Source organism: Bacillus sp. ISL-34 (assembly GCF_018613325.1).
In the GTDB taxonomy this organism is placed as follows: Bacteria; Bacillota; Bacilli; order Bacillales; family DSM-1321; genus Peribacillus.
The window spans coordinates 103314-122290 of sequence record NZ_JAGGQJ010000026.1; the positions used below are offsets into that span (position 1 = coordinate 103314).

19 protein-coding genes are annotated in these 18977 nt (G+C 41.6%); 17 read left to right on the forward strand and 2 right to left on the reverse strand.

From position 1 onward, the window contains the following. Positions 1-20 precede the first annotated feature (20 nt). From J7E52_RS18985 to J7E52_RS19015, 7 genes are all read left to right on the forward strand, one after another. Complete coding sequence (locus J7E52_RS18985; protein WP_214749962.1) at positions 21-977, forward strand: sugar kinase; 957 nt, start codon at positions 21-23, stop codon at positions 975-977. 13 nt (positions 978-990) lie between these two features. Next, positions 991-1623 carry a bifunctional 4-hydroxy-2-oxoglutarate aldolase/2-dehydro-3-deoxy-phosphogluconate aldolase gene (locus J7E52_RS18990; RefSeq protein WP_214749964.1) on the forward strand — a complete coding sequence of 211 codons (633 nt, stop codon included), beginning with the start codon at positions 991-993 and terminating at the stop codon, positions 1621-1623. 159 nt (positions 1624-1782) lie between these two features. After that, on the forward strand, positions 1783-2598 hold the full coding sequence (gene larE / locus J7E52_RS18995; protein ID WP_214749966.1) for an ATP-dependent sacrificial sulfur transferase LarE: 816 nt from the start codon (positions 1783-1785) through the stop codon (positions 2596-2598). Further along, the gene (larB, locus tag J7E52_RS19000) at positions 2595-3365 is read left to right on the forward strand and encodes a nickel pincer cofactor biosynthesis protein LarB (RefSeq protein ID WP_214749968.1); all 771 of its coding nucleotides are present in this window, start codon (positions 2595-2597) and stop codon (positions 3363-3365) included. The genes larE and larB overlap by 4 nt, the downstream gene beginning before the upstream one ends. Next, complete coding sequence (gene larC, locus J7E52_RS19005; protein WP_214750082.1) at positions 3346-4212, forward strand: nickel pincer cofactor biosynthesis protein LarC; 867 nt, start codon at positions 3346-3348, stop codon at positions 4210-4212. Before larB ends, larC begins: the two co-directional genes overlap by 20 nt. Beyond that, the gene (larC2, locus tag J7E52_RS19010) at positions 4209-4685 is read left to right on the forward strand and encodes a nickel pincer cofactor biosynthesis protein LarC2 (protein ID WP_214749970.1); all 477 of its coding nucleotides are present in this window, start codon (positions 4209-4211) and stop codon (positions 4683-4685) included. The genes larC and larC2 overlap by 4 nt, the downstream gene beginning before the upstream one ends. After that, entirely contained in the window at positions 4682-5320 is a 639-nt protein-coding gene (locus tag J7E52_RS19015; protein ID WP_286197896.1) for an urease accessory protein UreH, read from the forward strand. Before larC2 ends, J7E52_RS19015 begins: the two co-directional genes overlap by 4 nt. A gap of 435 nt (positions 5321-5755) precedes the next feature. Here J7E52_RS19015 and J7E52_RS19020 read toward each other — a convergent pair whose 3' ends face one another. Further along, a complete protein-coding gene (locus J7E52_RS19020) occupies positions 5756-6673 on the reverse strand; it encodes a DMT family transporter (RefSeq protein ID WP_214749974.1) in 918 nt (305 codons plus the stop codon). A gap of 368 nt (positions 6674-7041) precedes the next feature. On the opposite strand from J7E52_RS19020, the gene J7E52_RS19025 reads away from it, so the two are divergent. From J7E52_RS19025 to J7E52_RS19060, 8 genes are all read left to right on the forward strand, one after another. Further along, positions 7042-7998: a sugar kinase gene (locus tag J7E52_RS19025; protein WP_214749976.1), complete on the forward strand. Its 957-nt coding sequence runs from the start codon at positions 7042-7044 to the stop codon at positions 7996-7998. A 26-nt stretch (positions 7999-8024) separates the two neighbouring features. Further along, positions 8025-9035, forward strand: coding sequence for an ureidoglycolate dehydrogenase (gene allD, locus J7E52_RS19030; protein WP_214749978.1), 1011 nt, complete (start codon positions 8025-8027; stop codon positions 9033-9035). A gap of 8 nt (positions 9036-9043) precedes the next feature. Beyond that, a complete protein-coding gene (locus J7E52_RS19035; RefSeq protein WP_214749980.1) occupies positions 9044-10063 on the forward strand; it encodes a zinc-binding alcohol dehydrogenase family protein in 1020 nt (339 codons plus the stop codon). A gap of 14 nt (positions 10064-10077) precedes the next feature. Continuing rightward, on the forward strand, positions 10078-10698 hold the full coding sequence (locus J7E52_RS19040) for a bifunctional 2-keto-4-hydroxyglutarate aldolase/2-keto-3-deoxy-6-phosphogluconate aldolase (RefSeq protein ID WP_214749982.1): 621 nt from the start codon (positions 10078-10080) through the stop codon (positions 10696-10698). Between the two features lie 12 nt (positions 10699-10710). Then, on the forward strand, positions 10711-11787 hold the full coding sequence (uxuA, locus tag J7E52_RS19045; RefSeq protein ID WP_214750084.1) for a mannonate dehydratase: 1077 nt from the start codon (positions 10711-10713) through the stop codon (positions 11785-11787). Then, positions 11784-12620 carry an SDR family oxidoreductase gene (locus J7E52_RS19050; protein WP_214749984.1) on the forward strand — a complete coding sequence of 279 codons (837 nt, stop codon included), beginning with the start codon at positions 11784-11786 and terminating at the stop codon, positions 12618-12620. The genes uxuA and J7E52_RS19050 overlap by 4 nt, the downstream gene beginning before the upstream one ends. A 187-nt stretch (positions 12621-12807) precedes the next feature. After that, a complete protein-coding gene (locus J7E52_RS19055; RefSeq protein ID WP_214749986.1) occupies positions 12808-13809 on the forward strand; it encodes a LacI family DNA-binding transcriptional regulator in 1002 nt (333 codons plus the stop codon). Between the two features lie 154 nt (positions 13810-13963). Further along, on the forward strand, positions 13964-15205 hold the full coding sequence (locus J7E52_RS19060) for an MFS transporter (RefSeq protein ID WP_214749988.1): 1242 nt from the start codon (positions 13964-13966) through the stop codon (positions 15203-15205). A gap of 81 nt (positions 15206-15286) precedes the next feature. Here the strand turns inward: J7E52_RS19060 and J7E52_RS19065 are convergent, their stop codons facing one another. Beyond that, positions 15287-16156 carry an AraC family transcriptional regulator gene (locus tag J7E52_RS19065; protein ID WP_214749990.1) on the reverse strand — a complete coding sequence of 290 codons (870 nt, stop codon included), beginning with the start codon at positions 16154-16156 and terminating at the stop codon, positions 15287-15289. Positions 16157-16387: 231 nt separating this feature from the next. On the opposite strand from J7E52_RS19065, the gene J7E52_RS19070 reads away from it, so the two are divergent. Beyond that, positions 16388-17893: a UxaA family hydrolase gene (locus J7E52_RS19070; protein ID WP_214749992.1), complete on the forward strand. Its 1506-nt coding sequence runs from the start codon at positions 16388-16390 to the stop codon at positions 17891-17893. A gap of 44 nt (positions 17894-17937) precedes the next feature. Beyond that, positions 17938-18951, forward strand: coding sequence for a zinc-binding alcohol dehydrogenase family protein (locus J7E52_RS19075; protein ID WP_214749994.1), 1014 nt, complete (start codon positions 17938-17940; stop codon positions 18949-18951). Positions 18952-18977 lie beyond the last annotated feature (26 nt).

The following is an 18977-nucleotide window of genomic DNA, read 5'->3' on the forward strand; positions in this document are numbered from 1 at the left end:
AAGAGAAAGAAGATGATGACATGGATGTTGTAACCATCGGAGAAACAATGGCAGTGTTTACCCCGAATGAAGAAGGTCCGCTTCGCCACGCCCGATCTTTTTCGATGAAGTTTGGAGGTGCGGAATCCAATGTCGCGATCGGGTTAAGCCGACTCGGTCATAGGTCACGCTGGATAAGCCGTCTCGGCGAGGATGAATTTGGCGATGCCATGCAAGCGTTCATTCGCGGGGAAGGCGTTGATGTCTCATATGTAACAAGAGACCCTACTGCGCCTACCGGAGTCTTTTTTAAAGAATTCAGACGGTTGAATGATACTCGAGTTTATTATTACCGGAAAGATTCGGCAGCGAGCAAAATGACGGCAGAATCACTATCGGATCTTGCCATTCAAGACGCAGCTTATCTCCATATTACCGGGATTACCCCTGCACTCGGGAATTCGTGCCAGTCGCTTCTGGATAAAGCGATCCGCATTGCTAAAGAAACCGGAACAAAAATCGTCTTCGATCCGAATATTCGCTTGAAAATATGGGCCGATGAAAATGAAGCACGTCATATCATAACAAAGTACGCTTCTGAGAGTGATATCGTCATGCCTGGAGTGGCCGAAGCCGAATTTTTATTCGGCTCCCAAACTCAGGAGGTATTTGTCGATCATTTTCATGAACTCGGTGTTCAAAAAGTTTTACTGAAATTGGGCAAAGAAGGCTCTTTAATTTCAGCCCCGTCTGTACAGAAAACATACGTTCCTGGATTTTTTGTGGAACGGGTCGTTGATCCCATCGGCGCTGGGGATGCTTTTGCAGCCGGTGTACTTTCCGGCCTGCTTGATGGACTGCCGCTCGATGAAGCTGCAAGGCGTGGAAATGCCATGGGAGCAATGGCAACGATGGTAAATGGCGATGTTGAGGGTTTGCCGGTACGTGCCGACCTCGCTTTGTTCATGAGTGGCGGCGCAGATGATGTTACGAGGTAGAAAGGTGGAAAAAATGTCTAAACTAGAAGAAGTTAAACATGGGAAACTGGTCGCCGTCATTCGAGGTGCACGCCCGGATCAAATTTTACCAATCGTCCGAGCCCTGAAAGAGGGCGGCATCCGAACACTTGAAATTACAGTAGAAACACCCAAAGTGTGCCATTTGATTGAAAGAGTGAAAGAGGAGTTCGGTGATGATATCATAGCGGGTGCCGGTACAGTATTGGATCCTGAAACGGCCCGTGCGGTCATCATGGCAGGGGCGGAATTTATCTTTTCTCCAACCGTCAATGTCAAAACAATTAAAATGGCGAAGCGCTATGGCGTCATTAGTATCCCTGGTGCGCTCACACCAACCGAAATATTGACTGCTTATGAGCATGGAGCTGACATTATCAAAGTTTTCCCGGCAGATGCACTGGGTGTTGGCTACTTTAAAAGTCTTAAAGGGCCGCTTCCTCACATCCCCCTTATGCCGACTGGCGGTATCAACCTTGACAACCTCGCTTCTTTTTTTAAGGCTGGGGCCATCGCGGCGGGACTTGGTGGTTCATTGATCAATCCTAAGAAATTGATTACAGGTGAAGATTACACCAAGCTGACAGAAACGGCAAAAAAATTCTCAGCTATCGTACAAAAAAGCTAAAACTGTCCGTCGCATATATGAATATCAGTTCAAAAAGCGCTGGGAATGAACGTACGACTGTGTTATTTCCTCCTTTTCAATCTTTTAGTAGTCCAACAAGGGTATTATTGCTGGTGAACAGTGGATAAATTCAGGCAAACCAGAAAGGAGAAAATTGCAATGTTACTAGAAAAGTACAGAAACCTGCAGGGGATTCTCCAAAAAATGGAGTCGGTTGTGGTCGCTTTTTCAGGAGGGGTGGACAGCACGTTTTTACTTAAAGTCGCTATTGATACTTTGGGTTATGAAAATGTATTGGCCATTACAGCAGATTCGGAAACCTATCCATCGAGTGAGTTGAAAGAAGCCCTTATGCTATCAAAATGGATTGGTGCCAACCATCGTGTCATTCAAACTTCGGAGTTGGCCATTCCTGGATATACTGCAAATAATCAAAATCGCTGTTATTTTTGTAAAAATAGTTTATTTGAGATCCTGCTACCTATTCTTGAAGAATATGAATTCAATAATATTATTTATGGGGTTATTGCTGATGATGCTAACGAATTTCGTCCAGGCATGAAAGCAGCAAAAGAAAAAGGAATCAGGGGACCTCTCCTGGAAGCCGATTTATTCAAAGAAGAAATAAGAGTATTGTCCAAGGAAGCCGGTTTGCCAACCTGGGATAAACCGTCATTTGCTTGCCTATCCTCACGCATAGCATACGGCGATATGATTACGAAGGAAAAATTGACGAAAGTGGATAAATCAGAGGCTTACTTAAAATCATTAGGCATTAACCAGGTCCGAGTCCGGACGCATGGAGATACTGCCCGAATTGAGGTTGAACCGGTTGATATGCCGCGTGTTCTTCAATATCATGTAGCGATTGGGAAACGCCTGAAGCAATTTGGCTATAAGTTTGTATCATTGGATCTCACGGGCTATACAAGCGGAAGTATGAATATAGCGCTTAAAAAGGAAGAAATGTTATGATTGACGATATTTTAGAGCAGGTTCAAAATGGTTCATTGACAGCAGTGGAGGCAAAGAAAAAACTTGCTTCCTATGAAAATTTAGGGTTTGTAAAAATCGATCATCATCGTAAAAGAAGACAAGGCTTTCCCGAAATTGTGTTTGGAGAGGGGAAAACAGCTGAACAAATTTTAACGATTGTCCAATCGCTGCGGACAAGGAATGATTCTGTGCTTGTGACTCGTATTTCTCGGGAAAAAGCAGTATTTGTACAAAAAGAATGCAGGGATTTTGAGTATAACGAGATTGCACGGACACTTGCTTGGGTTAAAGAAAAGCCAAAATCCGTGAGTTCATATATTGCTATTGTGTGCGCCGGGACATCAGATTTGCCCGTTGCTGAGGAAGCAGCCGTGACGGCCGAGACTCTAGGTATTCCAGTCAGGCGCATTTACGATGTTGGGGTTGCTGGGCTTCATCGCCTCCTTGATCATATAGACGAGATACGAAGTGCTACCGTTTCAGTTTGTGTCGCGGGAATGGAAGGGGCGCTTCCGAGTGTGTTGGGAGGCCTTGTTATGAATCCAATTATTGCCGTGCCGACAAGTGTCGGGTACGGTGCTAATTTTAACGGTTTATCTGCACTTTTATCGATGCTCAATTCATGCGCATCAGGTGTTAGTGTGGTGAACATCGATAATGGATTTGGTGCAGCCTACAATGCAGCGCTTATATACAAACTTGTACATAAAAAGGAGATCAATGATGATGAGGACATTATATTTTGACTGCTTTTCCGGCATAAGCGGAGATATGGTAATTGGTGCGTTGATCGATGCAGGTGCAGACCCTTTACAAATGGAAGAAGAGTTAAAAAAGCTGAACATTGATGAAGAATATACTCTATCATGGGGGAAGGTCGTCAAAAATGGCATTACGAGCACTAAATTTGATGTCATTCTAACTAGTAAAACACAACATGAACACAGCCACAGCCACAGTCATGAACACGAACACAGCCACAGTCATGAACACGAACACAGCCACAGTCATGGACACGAACACAGCCACAGTCATGGACACGAACACAATCATATCCATGTACATCACCATCATCATGGCAGCCGCACCTACAAACAAATTGTAGAGGCTATCAATGAGGCAAACTTTAATGAATCGGTAACGACCATGTCACTCGCCATTTTCAAGAAGATTGGTGAAGCGGAAGGGCACATACACGGTATTCCTCTTGAAAAAGTTCACTTTCACGAGGTAGGAGCGGTAGATTCAATAATTGATATAATCGGGGCTGCAATTTTAATCGATCAGCTAGGCATTGAAACAGTTCAGTCATCAGCCATTCCAACGGGATCTGGACACATATATATTGATCACGGCATATATCCGGTTCCTGCTCCTGCCACTCTTGAAATATTAAAAGGGGTACCGGTCGCAGCACACGATATTCGTTCTGAATTAGCAACGCCGACCGGTGCTGCCATCGCTGCGGTATTAGCTGAAACATTTTGTTCGCTTCCAGCCATGACTGTAGAATCGATTGGCTATGGTGCGGGAACAAAAACATTTGAAAATCATCCGAACGTCCTTCGAATCATCATAGGAGAGACTCAATGAACCGCCCACCTGATCATGAGCATCTTGATGAACAAATGGTGAAAATGGAAGTGAATCTAGATGATATTTCAGGTGAATGGCTAGGTCATGTAATGGATTTATTGTTTGAATCAGGAGCAAATGATGTATATTATACGCCAATCTTCATGAAAAAAAATCGACCGGGGGTGTTATTGCAACTTCTCTGTTCACAGCAGATGATTTCGAAAATGAAGAAGATATTATTTGCTGAAACGACTACTCTCGGTATACGCTACTATCCTCTTACCGTGCACAGGCTCGAACGATCCTTTTTACATGTATATACACAATGGGGGGAAGTGAAGATAAAGAGAGGGTTCCATGAGGGCTTGCCCATGCAGCAGGCACCTGAATATGAAGATTGCCGTAAAATTGCCGTACAGAACAATATACCTCTTAAACGGGTGTTTGAAGAAGTATGGAAATGTCTCGGGGAGGTGGTAGAGAAATGAGTTTCATGTCGATTCTTACATTAGGATTCCTATTGGGGATAAAGCATTCGTTAGAGCCGGATCATGTTATTGCAGTAGCAACCACGGCAGGAAATACGAAAAAATTATCGCGTTCCACTCTAACGGGGGCGTATTGGGGAATTGGCCATACATGTACGCTGTTCCTTATAGGGATGCTGTTCATATGGATGAAAGGGGAAACTCCGGAGTCGTTAAGCATGATGCTGGAATTCGGCGTGGGTATTATGCTTGTTATTCTAGGGGCGAGAAGTTTATTAAAAGCTCGACCTAATATCACTAACGAAAAAGATGGATATCGCCCTTTTTTGGTGTCTGCATTAATTGGGTTCGTCCATGGTCTTGCGGGCAGTGCCGCAATGGTCATTCTAACGATGTCGACCGTAACCGGTATAGGCGAAGGATCCATATATATAATTATATTTGGCGCAGGGACGATTATTGGCATGCTGTGCTTTACAACTATAGTAGGCATACCGTTTGCTTTGAATGGAAAGAACATCGGTTTAAGCCGAACCTTCATCAAACTGGCTGGAGCCATAAGTTTTGTCTTCGGACTTTATTATATTTACAAATTGGGTATAACAGAAGGATTGTTTGCGCTCTGGGCATATTGATTTACTTTATAAGCATGAATGGAACAAACTCAGGCTGTCTAAACATATAGACAGTCTCTTTTTTTTATGTAAAACCAATATTAAGGCAATATATCTTCCAGGAGGTTTCTCATGATTGAAAGAAGGGTGGAAAATGGCCTCGTTGCTTTCCGTTCAAGCGTATGCTGCAGCCAAAAGTGGGGTGGCACAGTTAACAAAAGGGCTTTTCTAAATGGCACTCTTCAAATTATTCCTGGGTATATTATTGTGGGTATGGAGATCCAATTGTGCTGCAAGTATTTATTCAGTCTGATTATTATTTGTAGTTGGAGGAGGGGGGCAATATATAATAAGACCCTATGATACTGCTAAGCCATTTTTAAAAGAATGGCAGTGTCATAGGGTCTCTTCTTTTTTTACATAGAAAGTCACGAAATCTATGTTTTGCTGTAGCCGTCAGGCAGATATACGTTTATTTTTCCGTTGAAGAATCCATATTTCTATTGCACCGGAGCCAAGCAATACTCCTGAAACAATGAAGATCAGACCAATGAAATGTGCAGGAACAATGGCTTCATTAAGGAAAAATGCTGCCCCTAACAAGGAGAATAAGGTGTTTAAATTAAGAAATATCGATGATTCGGCTGCCCCTACCTTACCAATGGCATAATTATAGCTCATGTGCCCGAGGGCAGTGGCAAAAATAGCGGAGAAAAAGAAAGCTCCCCAGATGGAATGCGGGGCCGTTGCCAGTGAAGATAAGCCATCCGGCTCTTTCCATAAGCTGATGGCAAAAAGGATAAAAGACCCGATCAGCATCATGTAGCCGGTTAGTAATCGTGGATCCATTGTTTTTGAGGCTTTATTGATAAGTATGAAACTTAAAGCTTGTGAAAGTATGGATAATAAAATATCCACATCCCCGAGATTAATAGAGTGAAGTCCTCCGCTGCCTGCCATAACGGTGAAACTCACACCCAGTGCACCGCATATAAAGCCAAGAAGCTTGATTAAAGTGGGCTTTTTACGAAAGAATATCATGGTCAAGATGACAGTCAATATTGGCCCCATGCCCAAAATCAGTCCAGCATTCGAGGCGGAAGTCTTCGTCAATCCCTCAGCTAAAAAGTAATGATGAAAAACGACGCTCAATAGTGCTCCCCAAAAAACGTAAAAAAGTTCACTTTTTTTAGGAAGACGTATTAGACGAAAAAAGAAAAGGAAAAGAAAGACTATGAGAGAAGCAGTAAAGATTCTCAAAGAAGTTATGGATACGGGCTGCGTTTGCGCAACTAAAATTTTAATAACTGAAACATTTAACCCCCATGTGATCATTATTCCGGTAAGTAAGATGTAAATTTTCACGATACTCATTCCAAACAACCTTTCATACTTATTTAACAATTGATATATTATACAACTTTCTCCAAATTAATAGCAAAGAGTAAAATTCGATTGAAAACCTTAGGAGTATAAATCAGAAACTGTTAATCAAATAAATAATAGGGTTATTAATCATAAATTTGGTTAAAAAAAGATAAAAAATATCAAATAAAAATAAAATTATAAATTATCAAACTTTTCTATTGTTTTTGGTAGGGTTTTCATTTACAATTTCCTTATGATTTACCAAACCGGTTTAGTAATTAACTAAATCGATTTAGCTGTAAAGCTTAATGAAAGTGATATGATCAAATGATTTTCTTTTTATTTGTGATTGTTCGAAAGAAGGAGGTACTGTATTGTCATCAAAATATGGTGTTTTAACGCTGGGTGACGCCATGATTACGCTAAATCCGGAAGAAACAGGACCTTTAAGATTCGTTACCCGTTTTGAGCGAAAAGTAGGAGGCGCTGAACTGAATTTTGCCATTGGCTGTGCAAGGCTAGGCATGCGGGCAAAATGGATAAGCCGTTTAGGCAAGGATGAGTTCGGTAGGGTTATCTATAATTTCGCTCGTGGGGAAGGCGTGGACATGAGTGATGTTGCCTATGTAAATGGATATCCAACATCCCTTAACTTTAAAGAAATCCGGGAAGATGGTTCCGGAAAGACATTTTATTATCGCTATCAATCTCCCATACTAACTTTAAAACCGGAAGATATAACAGAAAAGATGTTTGAAGAGATTGATCTAGTTCATCTTACTGGAGTATTTTTGGCTATAGATCCCAAAAATGTGGATATTGTCAAGAGGGTGATGGACATTGCAAAACAAAAAAATATACCTGTTTCATTTGATCCGAATATCCGCTTAAAGCTATGGTCCATCGAGGAAGCAAGATCAGTTTATTATGATATTTTTCCATATGTTGATATTTTGCTTACAGGTTTAGATGAAATAAGATTGATCATCGGAAATGATTCTAAAGAATCATTGGCAAAATTCGCAAAGGTGAATGACATTGATCAGCTTGTCATAAAGGACGGGAAACATGGTTCAAAACTATATACCAAAAATGAATGGCATGAAAAAGAAGCCTTCCCTGTAATACCCCTAGATACTGTTGGAGCGGGAGATGGTTATGATGCCGGTTATATTTACGGATATCTCCATGGCCTTTCCATTGATGAAAGATTGACGTTCGCAAATGGTGTAGGGGCACTTGTCACAACTGTTGCAGGGGACAATGAAGGATTACCATATTTGGATGAAGTAATGCCTTTCATACAGAATGAGGCTGTTATAGAAAGATAGATGACTGAAAGAAATGGGGGAAGGAAATGGCAACAGTAACGATCCAAGCCAAGGAAGCAAAACGATTAGTCATAGAACAGCTGACCAAAGTGGGTTTAAATGAAGAAAATGCCGGGAAAATCGCGGAAGTTTTGGTTCATGCCGATCTCAGAAATGTCAATTCGCATGGTGTTTTACGAACAGAGCATTATGTGAACCGTTTACTGGCAGGAGGCATAAATCCCGATGCACAGATTTCCTTCCAAAAGACAGGGCCCGTTACAGGTGTGGTTGATGGAGATGATGGATTTGGTCATGTGATTGGCGACGTGGCCATGGACCATGCAATCGAAATGGCTAGAGATAATGGCGTGGGCATGGTGACTGTTTTTAATAGCAGCCATTGCGGAGCACTAAGCTATTTCGTTCAAAAAGCCGCTGATGCTAAGTTGATCGGCATCGCGATGTCACATACCGATAAAATCGTGGTCCCTTTTGGAGGGAAAACATCATTTCTTGGCACCAACCCGATTGCTTACGGAGTTCCTGCCAAAACAAAGAAACCCTTTATTCTTGATATGGCAACATCCAATGTTGCGCTGGGGAAAATCCTCCAGGCACGCGAAGAAGGAAAGGAAATCCCTGAAGGATGGGGAGTGGATGAAAATGGAGCTAAAGTCACAGACCCGAATAAAGTCGTTTCCCTTTCCACTTTCGGAGGCCCGAAAGGCTATGGTCTATCCGTAATTGTAGATGTGTTTTCTGGATTATTGGCAGGTGCGGCATTTGGTCCGCACATTGGGAAAATGTATGACGACCTTGATAAGAAACGGAAACTGGGACATTATTTTTGTGTGATTAATCCTTCGTTCTTTACGGATACTGATATATTTTTAGAGCAAATGGATCGAATGATCGAAGAGCTGCAACAGGTCGAACCAGCTCCTGGGTTCGATCGCGTATATGTACCGGGTGAGATAGAACAAATCAATGAAGAAAAAAACCTGAAACAAGGTATTACGATAGCATCAAGTGTTTATGAATTTCTTACAAAGTAGGTGGAGAAATGAAAGCGGTTCAAGTACGTAAAGCTCGTGAACTTATCATTCAAGAAGTGGAAAAACCCCGGATTTCGAACTCGACGGATGTCCTTGTAAAAGTAAAAAGAGTCGGGATTTGTGGGTCGGATATGCATATTTACCATGGTACCAATCCTCTTGCAACGCTGCCGCGGGTCGTTGGGCATGAAGTAGCGGGAGAAGTTGTGGAAATAGGTCAAGGTGTAGCCAACATAAAAGTGGGGGACCACGTTGTTGTTGAGCCCATCAGTTATTGCGGAGAGTGTTACGCTTGCCGTAAAGGCCGCCAGAATGTTTGTGAAAAGCTTTCCGTTTTTGGCGTACATGAAGATGGCGGGATGAGGGAATGGTTCGTCCTTCCAGAGAAACAATTACATGTTGTGGATTCCGCTTTAGCTTGGGAAGAAATAGTATTGGCTGAGCCATACACTATTGGCGCACAGGCCGTTTGGAGAGGCGAAGTGGAGGAAGGGGAAACCGTTCTTATCCAGGGAGCCGGGCCTATTGGAATTTGCATATTAAAGATGGCAAAGCTTCAAGGAGCATCAGTGATGATCACGGATTTAAGTGATGAGCGTTTAGAATTCGCTAAAGAATGCGGCGCCGATATCACCGTCCATGCGGGAAAAGAAGATGTTCAAAAACGAGTGGAGGAATGGACGAATGGAGAAGGGGCCAACGTCGTCATTGATGCAGTATGCTTGCCGATGACATTTGAATTGTCCTTCGATGTCGTGTCAGCGGCGGGGCGGATTGTCGTACTCGGTTTTGATGAACGACCTTCATCGGTTTCCCAGCTGCCAATCACTAAAAAGGAAGTATCTGTGAAAGGATCTAGATTGCAAACCAATCAGTTTCCAAAAGTGGTTAAACTTTTGAATGAAGGCAAACTCAGACATGAAGGTTTAGTTACTCATACATTTTCGCTCGATGATATTCAGGAAGCATTTAATTTTGTTGAAAATCATCCCGAACAAGTTCGAAAAGCGATCATCGTTTTTAATTAAGGGGGTATGGAGTCATGGATAAACATTCAATCATACGTCGAATAACGGAAACGAAAGTTGTTGCTGTTATCCGGGGACAGGATGCAAAGAAGGCTGCACAACTTTCTAAAGCAGCTGTGGAAGGCGGTGTTCAGGCAATCGAATTGACTTATACGACACCGGGAATTGAAGAAGCTTTCAAAGAACTGCAAAATACGGAAGCGCTATTAGGAGCAGGCTCGGTACTTGATTCTGAAACGGCACGACATGCGATTTTAGCTGGAGCCAAGTTTATTGTCAGTCCCTATTTTGTCAATGGCGTAGCCGAACTTTGTAATCGATACGGCATTCCCTATATGCCTGGCTGCATGACAATTAGAGAAATGGCTACATCATTGGAAGCAGGTTGTGATGTTTTAAAGTTATTTCCTGCGAACCATTTTGAACCTTCTTTCATCAAGTCGGTTAATGGTCCCCTGCCTAATGTAAGGATCATGCCAACCGGCGGAATTAACTTGGACAACATGAAGGACTGGCTGAATGCAGGCGCGGTAGCGATCGGTATCGGCAGTGACTTGAACAAAGCCTATCAGAATGGCGGCTATGAAGCAGCAGTGGAGTTAAGCGGAAAATACATGCAGAAAATTGCGGAATGACGGAGGTGCATGATGAACATTACATTTAGATGGTACGGAAAAGAAAATGATACCGTTACATTGGAGCACATTAAACAGATTCCTGGAGTGAAAGGAATTGTCTGGGCACTTCACCAAAAACCTGTTGGTGAGGTTTGGGAAAAGGAAGAAATAAAAGAAGAAATCGAGTATATCCAATCATTCGGTTTTCACACGGATGTCGTAGAAAGTGTAAATGTCCATGAATCGATTAAATTGGGTAACGAAGACCGCATGATATATATAGAGAAATACAAAGAGACGATCCGGAACCTTTCGGAAGCTGGAGTGAAAGTCATTTGTTATAACTTCATGCCGATCTTTGATTGGACTCGGACTGAAATGTTCCATCCGTTGGAAGATGGCTCAACTGCCCTATTTTATGAAAAGGCGAAAGTGGATACGTTAGAACCGCAAGATTTAATTCGTACTGTGACTGAATCTTCAGATCTAACTTTACCAGGTTGGGAACCAGAAAAGATGGATCGAATTTCTGAATTATTCGAAGCTTACAAAGCTGTCGACGAAGAGCAACTATGGGCGAATCTTGAAATATTCCTTAAAGAAATATTACCTGTTGCAGAGGCTTGCGGCATTAAAATGGCTATTCATCCGGATGATCCGCCATGGTCCATTTTTGGCTTGCCAAGAATCATCACCGGAGAATCGAGCTATGAAAAACTGATCTCGATTTCGGATTCACCGTCCAATGCGTTTACCATGTGTACAGGCTCGATGGGGGCAAACCCTGAAAATGATATGGTTCAAATAGCTAAAAAGTATGCAAACCGTTCGCCTTTCTCCCATATACGCAATGTGAAGGTTTATGAAAATGGTGACTTTGTGGAAACATCCCATCATACCCAGGATGGATCAATCAATATACAGGGTGTCGTGGAAGAATTGAATAAGCAAAATTATACTGGCTATGTCAGACCGGATCACGGCCGTCATATATGGGGTGAAGTTTGCCGCCCAGGCTACGGTTTATATGACCGAGCACTGGGAATCATGTATTTGCTCGGACTATGGGATGCATATGAAGCTACTAAATTAGGTGAAAAATCATGATTCCCATCCATGAAAACTTATCAAACAGGGTGGCGGTTATCACTGGAGGCAGCGGTGTTTTATGTTCCAAAATGGCTGTGGAATTGGCCCGTCATGGTGTCAAGATAGCCATATTGAACAGAACGGCGGAAAAAGGGCAAGAAGTGGTCGAACTCATCGAACAAACAGGTGGAACTGCGATATCAATCGCGGCAGATGTTTTGGATAGAACCTCATTGGAGGCTGCAAGAGGGAAAATAATAGAAACGTTCGGAAGAGTTGATCTATTAATAAATGGAGCGGGAGGCAATCATCCTGATGCCATTACAGCTCCAGAGAAATATGGGGAAGAAGCAGAAGGAAAATCATTTTTTGATCTGGATGAAAATGGTTTCTCCCAAGTTTTTGCCAGTAATTTTACCGGTACATTTTTGGCAAGTCAGGTATTTGGTAAAGAATTATTGCAAGTGGAAGCACCAGTTATCGTGAATGTATCATCCATGAGCGCCTACGCTCCAATGACTAAAGTACCAGCATATAGCGCTGCCAAAGCTTCGATAAATAATTTTACCATGTGGATGGCTGTTCATTTTGCCGAAGAAGGTTTACGGGTGAATGCCATTGCTCCAGGATTCTTTTTGACGAAGCAAAATCGCGATCTTTTGCTTAATGAAGATGGCAGCCTGACGGCAAGGTCTGATAAAATCATTACTTCAACACCCATGAAGCGTTTCGGGCAGCCTGAAGATTTACTTGGTACCTTGCTTTGGCTTGTTGATGAATCCTATTCGGGCTTTGTCACAGGAATTACGGTACCGGTCGATGGGGGTTTCATGGCATACTCGGGCGTCTGAAGCCAGGTCCAACAAAAAGGCAAACAAGTGAACGTGATTAAATTAGTTCCACGGTATGGGAAATTGACTTTTTTACTGCATCAGAAGGTGATTGTAAAGCTTTACTTATTATAATAGAATATTCCTTATATATAAGCCATTTTGTTATTGGGCAGAGAAATGAAATCACACGACAGGAATGAATGAAATGAAAACCATTACAATTACTGATGTCGCCAATCACGCGAAAGTATCAAAAAGCACAGTTTCCCAATACCTGAACAAACGCTACGAATATATGAGTGAAAAAACAAGGAAAAAAATTGAAAAAACAATAGAAGAGTTGAACTATCAGCCTAATATAATAGCGCGCAGTTTAAAACAAAAATCAACATTTACTGTTGGGGTAGTGGTGGCCAATATCCTTCACACGTTTTCAACGCAAGTTATTAGAGCTATAGAAAACTACTTTTATGAACAAGGGTTTCATATTATCGTATGCAATGCAGATGACAATCCTGAAAAGGAAAAGAATTATATTGAAATGCTAAGAGCTAAACAAGTGGATGGGATCATCATTTTCCCTACAGGGGATAATCTTGATTTATATCAACGTATGAAGAGTGATCAATTCCCGATTGTTTTCATGGATAGGACGATCGAAGGATTGGATATTGCAACAGTCTTGCTCGATAATCACCTGGCATCCAAGTTAGCGATCGACCGGTTTATTGAAAAGGGTTTTGAAAACATTGCAATCATAACCACTTCAATCATACGCGATATCAGTCCCAGAATCGAACGGATCCAAGGCTACAAGGATTCACTCGCGTCACATGGGATACCATTCAATGCTGAATATATTAAAACAGTGAACGTAGATGAAATCCCGGTTGCACTTTCAGAATTTTTCGAATTGGAAAAGCCGCCACAAGCCATATTGGCAGGAAATGATATCGTTCTTAATGAAGTATTGCGATATATGAAACAGCATGAAATCAATATACCTGATGACATGGCGGTCATAGGAATCGATGAGGTACCGTATGCCAGTTTCTATACACCGACCATCACAACCGTTAATCAGCCAGCTGTCGAAATGGCCAACTTGGCAGCAGAGTTATTGCTTAGCCAAATCAATAAAACAGGAAAAGAGGATACAAGCGTGCATCGCTTGAAACCGACTTTGTTATCAAGGAATTCTTGCTAGGGCCGGATGTAAGAATTCCCGTAAAAAAGAAAGCGCTTTTTTACGGGAATTCTAAACCGATTTAGTTAAAGAAATAGGCTTTACTATTGGTTATTAATTGGAAACGTTTCCAAAAATGCTGCTGCATTTATTGAAACGTATAGGGGGGTACTTTATGTTTTCAAATGGTAGAGGAATGGTCATCGTTTTCTTGTTCTTGGCAGGGGTAATAAATTATCTGGACCGATCTGCACTGTCCATTGCAGCTCCGTTCATCCAAGATGACTTATCTTTAACAGCAACACAGATGGGGATTATTTTTAGTAGCTTTTCAGTTGGTTACGCCATATTTAATTTCCTTGGAGGAATGGCGTCCGATAAATGGGGTGCAAAGCTTACGCTTTTCGTGGCGATGATCGTTTGGTCTTTATTCAGTGGTGCACTTGTACTGGCTGTCGGTTTTGTCAGTATGATAATCATCCGCATCTTGTTTGGAATGGGAGAAGGCCCTCTTTCGGCAACCATCAATAAAATGGTGAATAACTGGTTTCCGGCTAATCAACGGGCATCTGTCGTTGGTTTGACGAATAGCGGGACGCCACTTGGTGGCGCCATCGCAGGTCCGATTGTTGGATTTATTGCCATCTCATATGGATGGAGAGTTTCTTTCATTGCCATAATGGTGATTGGTCTTATATGGGCGATTTGCTGGTGGAAGTTCGTTAAAGAAAAACCAGAAGAGTCAAAAGAACAGAAATATACGGGGAAATCTTATGTAGCGGCAACATCTGAAGGGAAGTTGAAATTCACCTTTTATTTAAAACAAAAAACGGTTTTGTTTACAGCTCTAGCGTTTTTTTCCTACAACTATATTCTCTTCTTTTTCTTAACTTGGTTCCCAAGCTATTTGGTGGATGCACGCGGCCTAAGTGTAGAAAATATGAGTATCATTACTGTGATTCCTTGGATTTTTGGATTCATCGGACTTGCTTTGGGTGGATTCGTGTCGGATTTCTTCTTTAAAAAGTTCGCTCAAAAAGGCGTTTTATTCTCACGTAAACTCGTGCTTGTAACATGTTTGTTCTTATCGGCGGTATGTATCGGTTTTGCCGGACTTGTATCGACAACGGTCAGTGCGGTAACGCTTGTCGCACTATCCGTCTTCTTCCTCTATTTGACTGGTGCCATTTACTGGGCAATCGTCAACGATGTCGTAGACCCTGGTAATGTTGGATCTGTTGGAGGTTTTATGCATTTCTTGGCAAATACAGCAGGAATCATCGGACCGACGTTAACAGGATACATTGTCGATACCTCAGGCACATACACAGTTGCATTCTTGCTTGCAGGTGGTTTGGCCATCGTTGCATCGCTTGCAGTCATCCGTTTTGTACGACCGATTGTAAAGCCTGTGTAATAGATTGTTAGAATGGAAGTGTCTCCCAAAAGGAAGACACTTCCATTTTTTATGGATAATATGCATGTTTAATAGGCATGCCTAGCGCATCCGATTTTCTTTTCGAAATGTAGCTGGTGTCTTTTCAGTGTATTTTTTAAAGGTACGAAAAAATTGGGGCATGCTTTCAAAACCACACATTTCAGCAATATTGGCAATGGTATGATTCGTTTCCAGTAAAAGTTCCTTTGCCTTGATGATTCTTTTCGTATTTAAATACACGATTAAGCCAATTCCAGTCGTTTCCTTAAAAACTCTGCTGAAATGAGCGGGACTGACCAAAGCTTTTTGTGCAAGTATTGTCAAATTCAATGAATCATCGATATGTTCACTAATATAGATTAAAATATCTTTGATCCATTCTGAACTATAGCTATTGCCCTCAGGTAAATCTTCTTTGCCATTTTTCCGGGTACGGTATAAATCAAGTATGATCTGGTGAACGATCAGCAAACAAGCATGCCTCGAGCCCGTTGTTTGGCCAGTTGTTTCTTGCAGGATGAGCTGTAGCTGTTCCTCCAACTTTACTTGTTTCTTTTGCGGCAATGATATTTTATAATTCTTACTCTTTTTTGTCAGATCAAACAAATGTAAATATGAAAGAGAATCATCTACCATATCTTTATATATCAATGTGGGACTGAAAAAGATAATGGTGGAGGTAACAGGGTCGTCCTTATTCGGTAATGCCCTATGAATGGTATTATTCGGGATCAGGAATACATCCCCTTGCTGCATATCATAAAACACATCACCGATAAAAAAGGTCCCTTTACCGTTATAAACATAAACAATTTCATAATAGTCATGCATATGATCGGACAATTCATTCTGCGGACTTTTCGTATCTTGATAGACAAAAGAAAATGGGAAGAGTAAATCATGATTTAATGCATTATGGATTTTTTTCATTTGTTCATCTCCTGAAAGTATAATACAACAAGAATGAGTATATTTATAGCAAAATATGCAATTTTTATTTCAAAAATTGATGTTAAAATTAAAATAGATTTAAAAATTAAAATAGATTTAAAAATTAAAATAGATTTAAAAATTAAATAATTCAAGCAAAAAATGAAAGGGCTTTCGGAATGGGTTGACGTTTGGTTTTGAACGCCTTCACTCAAGATAAGGAGGGACAAAATGAATAAATTTGTTCAATTGCATTCAAACGATGATGTTGTTATTTCCTTGGAGGGGATTCATAAAGGACAAAGCCTCCAGATTCAAACGGTAGACAGGGGAATGATCCATATCAAGGCAAGTGACGACATTCCTAAAGGGCATAAAATGTTAGTGAAACCGGTTAAAAGAGGAGGAGACGTAATCAAATTTGGCTACTCGATCGGAAAAGCCAAAGAAGATATCTCCATTGGCGATTGGGTCCACACCCATAATCTAGCATCCGGTTTGCATGGTATATTGGATTATTCCTATAAACCCAGCAGTCAAAATATAAAAGAGCATAGTCAAAATCATACCTTCCAAGGATATATCCGTGAAAATGGGGAAGTGGGTATCCGGAATGAAATTTGGATCATCAACACGGTTGGCTGCATTAATAAAACATGTGAAGTTCTCGCTAAAATGGGAAATGAGCAGTTTAAAGATCGGCAAATCGATGGGGTTCACCACTTTTCCCACCCATACGGTTGTTCTCAATTGGGAGATGATTTGACACATACACAGAAACTATTAGCGGCCTTGGTTCAACATCCAAATGCAGCAGGCGTTTTAGTTGTAGGATTAGGATGCGAGAACAATCAAATCGAAGCATTTAAAGAAGTCATCGGCGAATTTCCTCCAAATCGCATTAAATTTTTAAAAGCCCAGGAGGTTCAAGATGAATTGGAGACCGGCTTACGTTTAATGGGGGAATTAGTGGAATATGCGGAGGGGTTCGTACGCATGCCCGTACCGGTTTCAAAGTTGAAAATAGGCTTGAAGTGCGGGGGTTCCGATGGATTTTCTGGCATTACCGCTAATCCATTGGTTGGTGCGGTTTCCGACCTTATAGTAGAAAATGGAGGGACCACGATATTGACAGAGGTTCCTGAGATGTTTGGAGCGGAAACGATATTGATGAATAGGGCAAGAGATGAAGAAACCTTTAATAAAATCGTTGGCCTTATTAATGATTTCAAACAGTATTTCATTCGCCATGATCAGGAAATTTATGAAAACCCTTCACCCGGAAACAAGGAAGGCGGCATAAGTACGCTGGAGGAAAAATCACTTGGGTGCACACAAAAAGGCGGCCATGCCACTGTAGTGGATGTAAGTCCATATGGAGAACGGGTAGTGAAGCATGGTTTGAATTTAATCAATTCGCCTGGAAATGACCTGATTTCGGTGACGGCTTTGGCAGCAGCGGGTGCACATATCGTTCTGTTCACTACGGGAAGGGGAACACCATTTGGCGGACCGGTGCCAACTGTGAAAATAGCAACGAATTCAGATTTAGCCGATCGTAAAAAATACTGGATTGATTATAATGCCGGGCAGTTAATTGAAGGTCAAAAGATCGATGAATTAAAGGACGATTTATTCCAATACATTCTTGAGCTTTCATCAGGTAAAAAGAAAACGAATAATGAAAAATTCGGATATAGGGAGATAAGCATCTTTAAAGAAGGCGTCATTCTCTAACAGGTGTACATATCTATTAAGTTATTAAAAAGGAGTGTTATTCAGTGAAAAGTATCGTTTGTGAACAGCCTTTTGAATTTAAGATGATACAGTCGGAAAAACCCGTACCAAACTCGGGGGAAGCTTTGATTCGTGTGCGGCGCATAGGTATATGCGGTACGGATATTCATGCCTATGGAGGTAATCAGCCCTTTTTTAGCTATCCTCGAATACTTGGCCATGAATTATCCGGTTATATTGAGTCCATACCAGAGAATGAATCAGGGCTTAATGTAGGGGATCAAGTATCGATCATCCCCTATATGGAATGTGGAAAATGCCTGGCTTGCAGAAGTGGAAAAACGAACTGCTGTACAGATATGAAAGTGTTGGGTGTACATGCTGAAGGCGGCATGAGTGAGTGGATTACGGTTCCTTACAATCATTTGGTGAGAACCGAGGGTCTCACACTTGACCAATCCGCAATGATAGAACCTTTAAGTATAGGGGCTCACGCAGTCAGGCGCGCTGCTATACAAAAAGGGGAATTTGCAATTGTGATCGGTGCTGGTCCAATTGGCTTGGGAGTCATGGCATTCGCTAAAGAACAGGGTGCGAAGGTGATCGCGATGGATGTAAATGATGAACGCCTTGCATTTGCTGGCAAATGGGCAAATGCCGATTATACTTTGAACGTTTTGGAGAATCCAATTGAAAAATTAGCCGAGTTGACGAATGGAGATATGCCAAGCGTGGTATTTGATGCGACAGGTAATGCTAAATCAATGATGGATTCATTTAAATATCCTGCTCACGGCGGAAGATTGATTTATGTAGGATTAGTTAAAGCGGAAATTTCCTTTAATGATCCTGAATTCCACAGTAAAGAGCTTACATTAATGGGAAGCCGTAATGCAACAAGGGATGACTTTGATTATGTCGTGAATACGCTGAAGAATGGCAAGCTGGATATGAGCCAGTATATTACACACCGCACACATTTGGATGAAATGATCAATCTGTTTGAAGGGTGGTTAACTCCTGAAGCTAAAGTGATCAAGGCGATTGTCGAAATATAAGCATTCTGTATGCTGTCATAAGGGCA